Here is a 12,199-nt window from a genome sequence, read left to right as displayed (position 1 = left end):
CCGGCGTTTCCGCCCGTCTTTAATGCCTTGCGCGCCGTCGGCGCGACGTGGGTAGATATCCCCGACCGGGCGACAGCCGCGCGGTCGGACACAGTGCGGAAGGAGGCGGTCACCATGCGGGTCGAGCCACGACGACGCTCCCCGAGGCTGCCCTTCCGTTGCTCCCTCCGCACCGCCTGAGCAGTTCCCCGCGCAGCGCCCGTCCGCTGCCCGCGGCCCCGAAGCACCGGGCCGCCCCCGATCTTCCCCGCCGCCGCACCGGGCCCTTCCGTGCGGCACCACGAACCCGTCCGACCCAGGAGGTCGAACCCCCATGTCGTACACCGAGGTACCCGGCGTCCGCGTCCCGATCCGGATGTGGACCGACCCGGCCACCGTCGAGGGCCAGGCCATGGAGCAGCTGCGCAACATCAGCACGCTGCCCTGGCTGCACGGCCTCGCCGTGATGCCGGACGTCCACCTGGGCAAGGGGGCGACGGTCGGCTCCGTCATCGCGATGAAGGGCGCGGTCTGCCCGGCCGCGGTCGGCGTCGACATCGGCTGCGGGATGACGGCCGTGAAGTCCTCGCTGACCGCGAAGGACCTCCCCGACGACCTGTCGCACCTGCGGCACCGGATCGAGCAGGCCATCCCGGTCGGCCGCGGCCTGCACGGGGACCCGGTCGACCCGGGCAAGCTGCACGGGCGGTCCACCGCCGGCTGGGCCGACTTCTGGCAGCGCTTCGACGGCATCGCCCCCGAGGTGCGCTGGCGGCGCGAGCGGGCCGCCCAGCAGATGGCCACCCTCGGCGGCGGGAACCACTTCATCGAGCTCTGCCTGGACGATGACGGCGCGGTCTGGCTGATGCTGCACTCCGGGTCGCGCAACATCGGCAAGGAACTCGCCGAGCACCACATGTCGATCGCCCAGGCGCTGCCGCACAACCAGGGCCTGATCGACCGGGACCTCGCGGTCTTCATCGCCGACACCCCGCAGATGGCCGCCTACCGGTCGGACCTCTTCTGGGCGCAGGAGTACGCCAAGCACAACCGGGCGCTGATGATGGCCCTGTTCCAGGGCGCGGTCCGCCGCGAACTGCCCAAGGCCGAGCCGACGTTCGGCGAGATGATCTCCTGCCACCACAACTACGTGGCCGAGGAGCGCTACGACGGCGTCGACCTGCTGGTCACCCGCAAGGGCGCGATCCGGGCCGGCTCCGGCGAGTACGGGATCATCCCGGGCTCGATGGGCACCGGCTCGTACATCGTGAAGGGCCTGGGGAACGCCGCCTCGTTCAACTCGGCCTCGCACGGCGCCGGCCGGAAGATGAGCCGGAACGCCGCCAAGAAGCGCTTCACCACGGCGGACCTGGTCGCGCAGACGGCGGGCGTCGAGTGCCGCAAGGACTCCGGCGTGGTCGACGAGATCCCCGGCGCGTACAAGTCGATCGAGAAGGTGATCGAGCAGCAGCGGGACTTGGTCGAGGTGGTGGCGCACCTCAAGCAGGTGATCTGCGTCAAGGGCTGACGCCCCGTCAACTCCCCTGTGGATCGCGTTCCGGGGCGAAGAAGTACCGGTCCATCATCAGTGCCGCGTCCGCGAGGACTTCCGGATCGCCGTCCGGGTCCTCGCGGAACGCCGCGCTGAGCAGGTGGATGCCCACGGTCACCGCCAGGCCCGCCCGGCGGCGGGTCCCGGCGGTGTCGGCGAGGCCGAACGAGGCCACCAGCACCTGGTGCACCCGGGCGGCGATCAGCGCGTCCACCTCGTCGCTCGGGTCCACCAGCGAGGGGATCTTCGGGCTGTGGAACCACGACTGCCGGTAGCCGGGCAGCGCCCGCAGCCGGTTCGCGTAAGCCTCGACCACCCCGGCCAGGAAGCGCTCGGAGGACGACCCGCAGGCGGCCACCGCCTCCGGGGCGGTGGCGGCCTCCAGCAGCCGCAGGTCGCCCTCCATCCAGCTGTGCTCCAGCGTCTCCAGCACCGCCTCCTTGTCCGGGAAGAACCGGTACAGCGCCCCGACCGACATCCCGGCCTCGGCCGCGATCTGCTTGGTGCTGAGCTGCTCGAACGGCACGGTCTCCAGCAGCCGGGCCGTGGTGGCCAGGATGCGGGCGAACTTCTCGCGGCTGCGCTGCTGCTGCGGCTCGCGGACCAGGGGGGACACGGCTGGCTCACTCTCCTCGTACGGCGCCGGGCGGGCAGGGTCCTTGACGCGCCACAAGAACATGAACGATATTCTCGTTCATGTTCTTACGCGGCTTTCCCACCCTCTGGGCGTCCGTCACCATATCCAGCCTCGGCGACGGCATGCGCTTCGTCGCCCTCCCGCTGCTCGCCGCCGAACTCACCGGCGACGCACGGATGATCGCCCTGGTCGCACTGGCCGGCCAACTGTCCTCGCTGCTGTTCGCCCTCCCCGCCGGAGCCTGGGCCGACCGCCTCGACCGCCGCCGGATGCTCTTCTGGGCGGACGCCGCCCGCACCCTGGTGGTCGGCGTGCTCGCCGCCGCGGTCGCCGCGCACGCCGCCCGGATCGGCTGGCTGGTACTGGCCGCGCTGCTGCTCGGCACCGGTGGCGTCCTCTACAGCGCCGGCTGGTCCGGCATGGTCCCCGCCCTGGTGCCGCCCGCCGACCGGGCCCGCGCCAACTCCCGGCTGCAGGCCGGCGCCCTGGTCACCGACACCCTGCTGGGCACCCCGCTCGGCGCGGTGCTGTTCGGCCTGGCCGCGGCCCTCCCGTTCGCCGTCGACACCCTCAGCTTCGCCTGCGCGGCCGGGCTCGTCCTGCTGCTGCAGGGGGACTTCCGGCCCGGCCGGGCCGAACCGCCCGGTGGGGCCGGGCCGCACGCCGGAGCGGCCGGAGCGGCCGGAGCGGCCGGAGCGCCCGCCGAGCGGCCCGCGCTGCGGCGGCAGGTCGCCGAAGCGCTGCGCTGGCTGCGCGGCCGCCCCGTCCTGTTCCGGCTCTGCCTCGCCCGCGGCCTCACCGGCGGGGTCTCCTCCGGGCTGATCGCCGTCCTGGTCCTCTACGCGAGCCGCGCCCAGCACCTCGGCCCGACCGGATTCGCCCTGCTGGTCGCCGCGTTCGCCGTCGGCGGGCTGCTCGGCAGCGTGCTCACCCCCCGCCTGCTCCAGCACTGGGGCGTGCGCCCCACCCTGACCGCCGGCGCCCTCGGCTCGGCGGCCTGCGCCCTGCTGCTGGCCCTCGCCCCCACCCCCGCGGTCGCCGCACTGGCCGTCGCGGCCTACGGAGTCGCCGAATTCGCCTGGTACGTCGGCGGGTTGACGCTCCGCCAGGCCCAGGTCCCGACCCACCTGCTGGGCCGGGTCACCATGGCCCACCAGCTCGTCTTCGACGCCTCGGGCGCGGTGGGCGCGGCCCTGGCCGGTCTGCTCGCCCACGCCTGGGGCGTCCGGGCGCCCTACTTCGTCGGGGCGGCGCTGCTCCTGGCGGTCCCCCTGCTGCTGCCGGCGGCCCGCCGCGAGGCGCAGGGGTGGGCGCTCGCCGGGCATTGAGCGGGGGACCGGCCGGGGCCGACGGGCGCGCTCCGGCCGATGCCGGGAGGGAGCTGCGCCCGGCCGCCCCCCTGCTGCTGCTGCGGCGGCCGCCATGAGGCGCAAGGCGGGGCGTCGGTCGCTCGCCGAGGGGGCGGCGGGCTGCTCGCGCCGTCTGCTTCGCGGGTACCGCTGCCGACGGCCGGTCGCCGGGCGGCCGTAGCGGGGAAGTCCCGCGAGCCCGGGAGTCCGCGGCGCGCGGCCGCCGACGGGGGAGGCCCGGGGGACCGCGCGGGCCCCGGGGCGGGGGCGTGGTCCGCGCGGCCCCCCGGGCCCCGGACGGGGCGGCTACGCGGCGGGCAGCTCGTCCAGGCCCTCCTGGACCAGCTTGGCGACGCGGTCGAGGGCGGCGTCGGCGCCGTCCGCGTCGGCGGCCAGCACGACGGTGTCGCCGCCGGCCGCGCCGAGGGCGAGCAGGCCGAGCATGGAGCCGGCGTTGACGGGGCTGCCGCCCTCCTTGGCGATGGTCATCGGGACCCCGGTGGAGGTGACGGCCTTGACGAAGATGGAGGCGGGACGGGCGTGCAGGCCCTCGGCCCAACCGATGGTGACGCGGCGCTCAGCCATGAGAGGTGCCTTTCACGTGGTGCAGGGTGGTGCAGGGTTGTCTAGACCAGTGTTGCACGCCGTCGCACTGCGGGCTCGGTGGCGCGGGGCGGCAGGCCCAGCGTGCCGTGCCCGGCAGGCCGGGCGCCATCAGGCTCGCCGACGACTACGCTGGCGGGCGTGGAGCACGAGCGCGCACCGGTCGACAACGGGTACCCCCAGCACTGGGAGGCGGACGTCCTGCTGCGCGACGGCGGGACGGCCCGGATCCGCCCGATCACCGCGGACGACGCCGAGCGGCTGGTCGAGTTCTACGAGCAGGTCTCGGACCAGTCGAAGTACTTCCGGTTCTTCGCCCCGTACCCGCACCTGTCCGACAAGGACGTCCGCCGCTTCACCCGGCACGACTACGTGAACCGGGTCGGCCTGGCACTGGTGGTGCGGGACCGCTTCGTCGCCACCGTCCGCTACGACCGGACCGACAAGGACGGGATGCCGTCCACCACCGGCACCGACGCCGAGGTCGCCTTCCTGGTCCAGGACGCCCACCAGGGCCGGGGCATCGCCTCCGCGCTGCTGGAGCACATCGCGGCGGTCGCCCAGGAGCGCGGCATCCGCCGGTTCACCGCCGAGGTGCTGCCGGAGAACCGCAAGATGGTGAAGGTCTTCACCGACGCCGGCTACACCCAGCGGCGCAGCTTCGCCGACGGCGTGGTGCACCTGGAGTTCGACCTGGAGCCGACCGCCGCCTCGCTCGCCGTGATGCGGGCCCGCGAGCACCGGGCCGAAGCCCGTTCCGTGCAGCGCCTGCTGACGCCCCGTTCGATCGCGGTGATCGGCGTCTCGCGCAACCCGCAGTCGGTCGGCCGGGCGCTGCTGCGCGACGTCCGCTCCGGCTTCGACGGCCCGGTGTACGCCGTCAACCGGGGCGCCGAGCCCGGCACCCTGCTGGAGGGCGTGCCGACGCACCGCTCGGTGCTGGACGTCCCCGGCCCGGTCGACCTCGCGGTGATCGCGGTGCCCGAGCCCGCCGTCCCCGGTGCGGTCGCCGAGTGCGGGGCGCACGGCGTGCAGGGCCTGGTGGTGGTGAGCGCCGGGTACGCCGAGACCGGCCCGGACGGGCGGGACCGGCAGCGGGCCCTGGTGCGGCAGGCCCGGGCGGCCGGCATGCGGGTGATCGGCCCGAACGCGTTCGGCCTGGTCAACACCGACCCCGAGCACCGGCTGAACGCCTCGCTGGCCCCCGTGCTGCCCGACCGCGGGCCGTTCGGCGTGTTCTGCCAGTCCGGCGCGATCGGCGTGGCCCTGCTGGAGGCCGCCCACCGGCGCGGCATGGGCGTCTCCTCGTTCGCCTCGGTCGGCAACCGCGCCGACGTCTCCGGCAACGACCTGCTGCAGTACTGGGAGGAGGACGCCGCCACCGAGGTGGTGCTGCTCTACTTCGAGTCCTTCGGCAACCCGCGCAAGTTCACCCGGATCGCCCGCCGGCTGGCCGCCGGCAAGCCCGTGGTGGTGCTCAAGGGCGCCCGGCACACCGGCAGCCTGCCGCCCGGCCACGCCGTCCAGCCCGCCGCGACCCGGCTGCGCGACAGCACCGTGGACGCCCTGTTCCAGCAGGCCGGGGTGATCCGGGTGGACACCATCACCGAGCTCTTCGACACCGGCGAACTGCTCGCCGGGCAGCCGCTGCCGGGCGGCAACAAGGTCGCCGTGGTCGGCAACTCCGACTCGCTCGGCCTGCTCACCTACGACACCTGCCTGAGCGCCGGACTGCGCCCCCGCACCCCCGTCGACCTGACCACCGGCGCCACCGGGGAGAACTTCCGGGTCGCCCTGGACACCGCGCTCGCCGACCCGCACACCGACGCGGTGATCGCCGTCGCCATCCCGCCGATCGGCGTGCACGGCCCCGGCCCGGCGCCGGAACTCGTCGAGGACGACCCCGAGATCGCCCAGGCCCTGCTGGACGCCGCCGTCCGCGGCCGGGAACTCGGCAAACCGCTGCTGCTCGCCCACCTCGCCCTGCCCGCGCTGGTCGCCCGGCTCCGCGCCGGGGGCGTGCCCGCCTACCCGGCGCCCGAGCGCGCCGTGCACGCCCTGGCCGACGCCGTCCGCTACGCGAAGTGGCGCCGGCGCAACGCCGAGGCCGAGGAGACCGCCCGGGTCCCCGAACTGGAGGGCGTCGACGAGCACGCCGCCCGCGCCCTGGTCGAACGCGCGCTGTCCGGCCGGGAGGCGGTCGCCGCCCGGCTGCAGTCCGGCGGCGCCCGGGTCACCCTGCCCGACCCCGAGGCCGCCGAACTGCTCGGCCACTACGGCATCCCGGTCAGCCCGACGCTGCCCGCCCCCGACGAGGCCGCCGCCGTCAAGGCGGCCGCCGCGCTCGGTTACCCCGTTGCGCTGAAGGCCACCGCCGAGCACCTGCGGCACCGGCCCGACCTGGGCAGCGTCCGGCTCGACCTGACCAGCGAGGCCGAACTGCGCCGCGCCCACCGCGAACTGGACGCGCTGCTCGGCGGCGCCGCGCAGGCCGAACTGGTCGTGCAGCGGCTCGCCCCGCGCGGCGTGGACACCGTGATCGGCGCGGCCGTCGACCCCGCCGTCGGCACCATCCTGTCCTTCGGCCTGGCCGGCGCCCCCGCCGAACTGCTCGGCGACGTCGCCCACCGGCTGGTCCCGGCCACCGACCGGGACGTCGCCGAACTGATCCGCGAAGTCCGGGCCGCCCCGCTGCTGTTCGGCTGGCGCGGCGCCGAGGCCGTCGACACCGGCGCGCTGGAGGAGGTGCTGCTGCGGGTCTCCCGCCTCGTCGACGACCTGCCCGAGATCGCCGCGGTCGACCTGGAGCCCGTCGTGGTCGCCCCGCACGGCCTGACCGTGCTCGGCGCCCGGGTCCGGATCGCCCCGCTGCCGGTCCGCACCGATCTGGGACCGCGCGCCATGAGCACGCTGTAATCTTGCGTGGTTGCCCGCTCGCCAGGACCGGGCGGCCCCCGCGGGGCGAAGGCCGGGCGAACCCGGCGCAGTGCCACCCGCCGGAGCGGCGGGACATGCCAGGATGGAGATATGGCGAAGACCGGTACCACCACGCAGGACCTGCGGTCCGCGATCGAGCGCAGCGGCTACTACCCGGCGCTGGTCTCCGAGGCGGTGGAGTCCGCGGTGGGCCCCGAGCCGATCACCTCGTACCTGGTGCACCAGGAGACCACCTTCGACGCCAACGAGGTCCGCCGGCACGTCACCGTGCTGGTGCTCACCGCGTCCCGCTTCGTGGTCAGCCACACCGACGAGCAGAACGGCGACGCGGCCACCCCCGTCCCGTACGCCACCACCTCCACCGAGACCGTCCGCCTGGACCGGATCACCTCCGTGGTGGTCAGCCGCATGGTCGCCAACCCCGAGACGTACACCCCCGGCACCCCGCCGCGCGAGGTCGTGCTGACCATCGGCTGGGGCGCCGTGCAGCGCCTCGACCTGGAGCCGGCCGGCTGCTCCGACCCGAACTGCGAGGCGGACCACGGCTACACCGGCTCCGCCACCGCCGACGACCTGTCGCTGCGGGTCAGCGAGGCCGGGGACGGGCCGGAGACGGTCGCCCAGGCGCTGGTGTTCGCCCGGGCGCTGTCCGAGGCGACCGTGGCCAACGGCTGAGCCGGGACATGCACGACGACGCCTACGAGCTGCTCGACCCGGCCGACGCCCCCGCCCCGCGCTACGGCTGCGCCGCGCTCTCCGACCTGCTGCCCACGCTGGCGGCGGGCCTCGGCGTGCCCGGCTACCGCCCGGCGCTGCCGCTGGAGCCCGCCGACCGGGTCTGCGTGTTCCTGGTCGACGGCCTCGGCTGGGAGCTGATCCGGGCCAACCCGGACTGGGCGCCGTTCCTCACCTCGCTGATGGCCGGGCGCTCCCCGATCACCGCGGGCTTCCCGTCCACCACCGCCACCTCGCTGGCCTCGGTCGGCACCGGCCTGCCGCCCGGGCAGCACGGCCTGGCCGGGTACACGGTGGCGATCCCGGACAGCGGGCGGCTGATGAACCAGCTGCGCTGGAACCCGCCGGTCGACCCGCACACCTGGCAGCCCTACCCCACCGTCTTCGAGCGGGCCCACCAGGCCGGGGTGGCCACCGCGCAGGTCTCCTCCCCGCTGTTCGCCTCCACCCCGCTCACCCAGGTCGCGCTCTCCGGCGGCACCTTCCTCGGCCGCACCACCGGCGAGGAGCGGATGGACCGGGCCGCCGCCTGGCTGGCCGAGCACGACCGCGCCCTGGTCTACACGTACCTGAGCGAACTCGACGCCGCCGGGCACCGGTTCGGCGTCGACTCCGACGAGTGGCGGCTCACCCTCTTCACGGTCGACCGCCTCGCCCGCCGCCTGGCCGAGCAGCTCCCGCCGCGCTCCGCGCTGTACGTCACCGCCGACCACGGCATGATCGACATCGCCCCGGAGAACCGGATCGACTTCGACGAGGACTGGGAGCTCTCGGCCGGCGTCGCGCTGCTCGGCGGCGAGGGCCGGGCCCGGCACGTCTACGCCCATCCCGGCGCGGCCGGCGACGTGCACGCGGTGTGGAGCGAGGTGCTGGGCGAGCAGATGTGGGTCGCCACCCGCGAACAGGCCGTCGCCGCGGGCTGGTTCGGCCCCACGGTGGACGAGCGCGTGCTGCCCCGGATCGGCGACGTGGTCGCCGCCGCCCGCGACGACATCGCCGTCGTCGCCACCCGCAGCGAGCCCGGGGAGTCCCAGATGGTCGGCCTGCACGGCTCGATGACCCCCGTCGAACAGCTCGTGCCGCTGCTCGAAGTCCGCGGCTGAGCCCGCCCGTTGACTCCCTCGCCCGAAAGGCTGACGCTCCGCCATGGCTGAATTGGTGTTCTTCTCGGGCACGATGGACTGCGGCAAGTCGACGCTGGCCCTCCAGATGGACCACAACCACGCCGCCCGCGGCCGCCAGGGCATCATCTTCACCCGCCACGACCGGGCCGGCGCCGCCACCATCTCCAGCCGCCTCGGCCTGCGCGCCGACGCCGTCGAGGTCGGCGACGTCTTCGACTTCCAGGCGTACGTCGTCCACCTGCTCTCGGCCGGCGGCAAGGTCGACTACCTGATCTGCGACGAGGCGCAGTTCTTCTCCGCCGGGCAGATCGACCAACTCGCGCGGATCGTCGACGAGTTGGGCATCGACGTGTTCACCTTCGGGATCACCACCGACTTCCGCACCAAGCTGTTCCCCGGCTCCCAGCGGCTGATCGAGCTCGCCGACCGGGTCGAGGTCCTCCAGGTCGAGGCGCTCTGCTGGTGCGGCGCCCGGGCCACCCACAACGCCCGCACCGTCGGCGGCGTCATGGTCGTCGAGGGCGCCCAGGTGGTGGTCGGGGACGTCGCCGTCAACGAGGACGAGATCGGCTACGAGGTGCTCTGCCGCCGCCACCACCGCCGCCGGCTCACCGCCGCCACCGCCCGGGCCGCGGTCCTCTCCCCGGACGTGCTCCCCTTCGAGGGCTGACCACCCGTCAGGAACGTTTCCCCGGGTGACGGGATCGTCCGGCCCGCCCCGCGCGCCGCGTCCGCGCGCCACAATGGCGGCATGACCTCGCCCCTGATCAGCGTCGCCGAACTCGCCACCGCGCTCGGCTCCGACCGGCCCCCCGTCCTGCTCGACGTCCGCTGGGCGCTCGGCGGCCCGCCCGGCGCCGAGGAGTACGCCGCGGGCCACCTGCCCGGCGCGCACTACGTCGACCTGGACCGCGAACTCGCCGACCCGCCCGGCCCGGCCGGCCGCCACCCGCTGCCCGACCCGGACCGCCTCGCCGCCGCCCTGCGCCGGGCCGGCGTCGGCGCCGAGCGCCCCGTCGTCGCCTACGACGCCGGGCCCGCGCTCTCCGCCGCCCGCGCCTGGTGGCTGCTGCGCTGGGCCGGCCACGGCGACGTCCGGGTCCTGGACGGCGGCCTCGCCGCCTGGACCGCCGCCGGGCACCCGCTCAGCACCGACACCCCGCCCCCCGGCGACGGCGACTTCAAGGCCGACCCCGGCCACCTCCCCACCGTCGACGCGGCCGGCGCCGCCGCGCTCGCCCGCACCGGCCTGCTGCTCGACGCCCGGGCCGGCGAGCGCTACCGCGGCGAGACCGAGCCCGTCGACCCGCGGGCCGGGCACATCCCCGGCGCGGTCTCCGCCCCCACCACCGAGAACCTCGGCCCCGACGGCCGCTTCCTCGCCCCGGCCGCGCTGGCCGGGCGGTTCGCCGCCCTCGACCTCACCGACCCGGCCCGCACCGCCGTCTACTGCGGCTCCGGCGTCACCGCCGCCCACCAGCTGCTCGCCCTCGCGCTGGCCGGCCACGACGGCGTCGCCCTCTACCCGGGCTCCTGGAGCGAGTGGTCCGCGAACCCGGCCAACCCGGTGGAGTAGGGGAGACCCGACGGGGGCTCGGGGGTGGCGGGTCCGTGCTGCTGACGGCCGGAGCCCGTCGGAGGTCCGTGCTGCTGCGGGCCTTCAGGAGAACCGGCAACAGACGCGCGCAACGGCGGTGAGCCGTCAGCAGACCCGGGCCCGCCGTTCCCCGAGCCCCTGAGAACGCCTCTCCCGAAGCCCGGTTGCCTACTCGGGCTTCTTGCGGCGCGAGCCGAAGACGATCTCGTCCCAGCTCGGCACCGTCGCCCGGCGGCCCGGCCGGACGCCGTCGGCCTCGGCCTGGCGGTCGGTGGTGCCGACCAGGCGGTCCCGGTGCGGGGCGACCGAGCGCGGCATCAGGATGTCCGCGTACGCGGAGCCCGCGCCGACGCTGGCGGCAGGGGCCGCCGTCTCCTCGACGACCTCCTCGGGCTCCTCGGCGACCGTGGTCTCCACGCTCGGGCCGACGACCGGGGTGAGGTCGCCGCGGTAGGACGGCACCACGTCCAACAGGCTGGTGAGGGAGTCCCGTTCGGGCGCGGCCGCGGTGGCGGCGGAGGCCGCCGCCTCGCGGGCCTCGCGGACCTGCATGATGCGGTCGGCGGAGGGCCGCTCGATCATCGGGCGGGCCGGGCGGTCGTGCGGCAGCCGGGCGATCCGCGGGATGAACGGGAAGACCGAGTCCTCCTCGCGCTCGACGTTCTCGCCGATCAGCGCGCGGGCCTCGTCGTCGTTGGGCTGGACCAGCCGCCGCGGCGGGTCGTAGGACCAGGCGGCCCGCCGGTGCTCGCCCTCGGCGCGGTACCAGAGGACGACCTCCCAGGTGCCGTCGTCGCGGCGCCAGGAGTCCCAGCGCTCGGTGTCCTTCTCGGCGCCGCGCAGCGCGAGGCGCTCGGCGACGGCCTCGCCGAGCTGCGGGCCGGTGGACTCGCCGTGCCGGCGGATCGCCGTCTTGCGGGCCCGCTCGGCCATGAAGGCGCGCTCGGCGAGCACCGGGCCCTCGAAGCGGCGGACGCGTTCCACCGAGATGCCGGCGGCCTGGGCGACCTCCTCAGCGGAGGCACCGGCTCGTATCCGGGCCTGGATGTCACGGGGGCGGAGGTGGCTCTCCACCTCGATCTCGATCTGGCCGAGCCGCGGCCGGTCACCCCGGACGGCGGCGCGCAGCCGCTCGTCGATCGGCAGGGTGTACTCCGTGCTGTCGGCAGCCTTGAGCACCAGCCGTGTGCCGTCGTTGCTGACGGCCACGACGCGCAGTTCGGGCACGGTTACCTCCCGGGTGGTGCCTGCCGACGTCACCTGCGTCGCTGCTCCCGTACTGAGTGTGGCCTGCCCGTTGGCGAGTGGCCACAACCTTGCAGAGTTACCCGGCGTGTCGGGCTTTCACCCGGGCGCGCCGCTGTGGCACGGTTGCCTGTTTGCCACGTCGACGGTCGACATCGCACCCGGGCGCCCGGTCCGTCGTCCGACGGGTCGTCGACAACGAGTCCGAAGGCTCAGGCTCCACGAACAGTACTCCATTCGTGGCATCCGGAGGGGCGGCTCGCCGCTCAAGTCTCCCGCGAATCACCGGAATCTCCGGAGTGGGCACCCCATTGACCCGCCGGTGATCGACGAACGGTGATCATCTTCACATATATCGACCGGAGAGAACCGGATTTTCGACCCTTGTGTCCTTCTTTGGGCAAGATGGAGAGGCTTGTTCGAAATTCCGACACATCGACC

At 74.8% G+C, this 12,199-nt stretch carries 10 protein-coding genes; 7 read left to right on the top strand and 3 right to left on the bottom strand.

Annotation, left to right across the window (positions count from 1 at the left end; all coding sequences use genetic code 11):
* Nucleotides 1-313 precede the first annotated feature (313 nt).
* The gene (locus EDD39_RS33490; RefSeq protein ID WP_123563191.1) at nucleotides 314-1,507 is read left to right on the top strand and encodes an RtcB family protein; all 1,194 of its coding nucleotides are present in this window, start codon (nucleotides 314-316) and stop codon (nucleotides 1,505-1,507) included.
* A gap of 7 nt (nucleotides 1,508-1,514) precedes the next feature.
* Here EDD39_RS33490 and EDD39_RS33485 read toward each other — a convergent pair whose 3' ends face one another.
* A complete protein-coding gene (locus EDD39_RS33485; protein WP_162870284.1) occupies nucleotides 1,515-2,147 on the bottom strand; it encodes a TetR/AcrR family transcriptional regulator in 633 nt (210 codons plus the stop codon).
* Between the two features lie 80 nt (nucleotides 2,148-2,227).
* Here EDD39_RS33485 and EDD39_RS33480 point away from each other — a divergent pair, with 80 nt between their 5' ends.
* Nucleotides 2,228-3,496: an MFS transporter gene (locus EDD39_RS33480; RefSeq protein ID WP_123563187.1), complete on the top strand. Its 1,269-nt coding sequence runs from the start codon at nucleotides 2,228-2,230 to the stop codon at nucleotides 3,494-3,496.
* A gap of 327 nt (nucleotides 3,497-3,823) precedes the next feature.
* Here EDD39_RS33480 and EDD39_RS33475 read toward each other — a convergent pair whose 3' ends face one another.
* Entirely contained in the window at nucleotides 3,824-4,102 is a 279-nt protein-coding gene (locus tag EDD39_RS33475; RefSeq protein ID WP_030458038.1) for an HPr family phosphocarrier protein, read from the bottom strand.
* Nucleotides 4,103-4,261: 159 nt separating this feature from the next.
* Between EDD39_RS33475 and EDD39_RS33470 the strand changes: the two genes are divergently transcribed.
* The 5 genes from EDD39_RS33470 (at nucleotide 4,262) to EDD39_RS33450 (ending at nucleotide 10,492) form a co-directional block, all read left to right on the top strand.
* Nucleotides 4,262-7,036 carry a bifunctional acetate--CoA ligase family protein/GNAT family N-acetyltransferase gene (locus tag EDD39_RS33470; RefSeq protein WP_123563185.1) on the top strand — a complete coding sequence of 925 codons (2,775 nt, stop codon included), beginning with the start codon at nucleotides 4,262-4,264 and terminating at the stop codon, nucleotides 7,034-7,036.
* A 111-nt stretch (nucleotides 7,037-7,147) separates the two neighbouring features.
* Nucleotides 7,148-7,732 carry a DUF5998 family protein gene (locus EDD39_RS33465; RefSeq protein WP_030458040.1) on the top strand — a complete coding sequence of 195 codons (585 nt, stop codon included), beginning with the start codon at nucleotides 7,148-7,150 and terminating at the stop codon, nucleotides 7,730-7,732.
* 8 nt (nucleotides 7,733-7,740) lie between these two features.
* Nucleotides 7,741-8,895, top strand: coding sequence for an alkaline phosphatase family protein (locus EDD39_RS33460; protein ID WP_123563182.1), 1,155 nt, complete (start codon nucleotides 7,741-7,743; stop codon nucleotides 8,893-8,895).
* A gap of 43 nt (nucleotides 8,896-8,938) precedes the next feature.
* Complete coding sequence (locus tag EDD39_RS33455; RefSeq protein WP_030458042.1) at nucleotides 8,939-9,586, top strand: thymidine kinase; 648 nt, start codon at nucleotides 8,939-8,941, stop codon at nucleotides 9,584-9,586.
* A gap of 81 nt (nucleotides 9,587-9,667) precedes the next feature.
* Nucleotides 9,668-10,492, top strand: a complete 825-nt coding sequence (locus EDD39_RS33450) for a sulfurtransferase (protein ID WP_123563180.1) — start codon at nucleotides 9,668-9,670, stop codon at nucleotides 10,490-10,492.
* 189 nt (nucleotides 10,493-10,681) lie between these two features.
* Here EDD39_RS33450 and sepH read toward each other — a convergent pair whose 3' ends face one another.
* Nucleotides 10,682-11,773, bottom strand: coding sequence for a septation protein SepH (gene sepH, locus EDD39_RS33445; RefSeq protein ID WP_123563178.1), 1,092 nt, complete (start codon nucleotides 11,771-11,773; stop codon nucleotides 10,682-10,684).
* Nucleotides 11,774-12,199 lie beyond the last annotated feature (426 nt).

Source organism: Kitasatospora cineracea (assembly GCF_003751605.1).
Lineage (GTDB): Bacteria > Actinomycetota > Actinomycetes > Streptomycetales > Streptomycetaceae > Kitasatospora > Kitasatospora cineracea.
This window is presented reverse-complemented; position numbering and strand designations above follow the sequence as displayed.

What these genes read in the sequence shown, in the direction of transcription:
- EDD39_RS33480 (WP_123563187.1), top strand. Translation starts at nt 2,228, where the DNA reads ATGTTCTTACGCGGCTTTCCCACCCTCTGGGCGTCCGTCACCATATCC.
- EDD39_RS33450 (WP_123563180.1), top strand. Translation starts at nt 9,668, where the DNA reads ATGACCTCGCCCCTGATCAGCGTCGCCGAACTCGCCACCGCGCTCGGC.
- EDD39_RS33455 (WP_030458042.1), top strand. Translation starts at nt 8,939, where the DNA reads ATGGCTGAATTGGTGTTCTTCTCGGGCACGATGGACTGCGGCAAGTCG.
- EDD39_RS33465 (WP_030458040.1), top strand. Translation starts at nt 7,148, where the DNA reads ATGGCGAAGACCGGTACCACCACGCAGGACCTGCGGTCCGCGATCGAG.
- EDD39_RS33475 (WP_030458038.1), bottom strand. Translation starts at nt 4,102, where the DNA reads ATGGCTGAGCGCCGCGTCACCATCGGTTGGGCCGAGGGCCTGCACGCC.
- EDD39_RS33460 (WP_123563182.1), top strand. Translation starts at nt 7,741, where the DNA reads ATGCACGACGACGCCTACGAGCTGCTCGACCCGGCCGACGCCCCCGCC.
- EDD39_RS33490 (WP_123563191.1), top strand. Translation starts at nt 314, where the DNA reads ATGTCGTACACCGAGGTACCCGGCGTCCGCGTCCCGATCCGGATGTGG.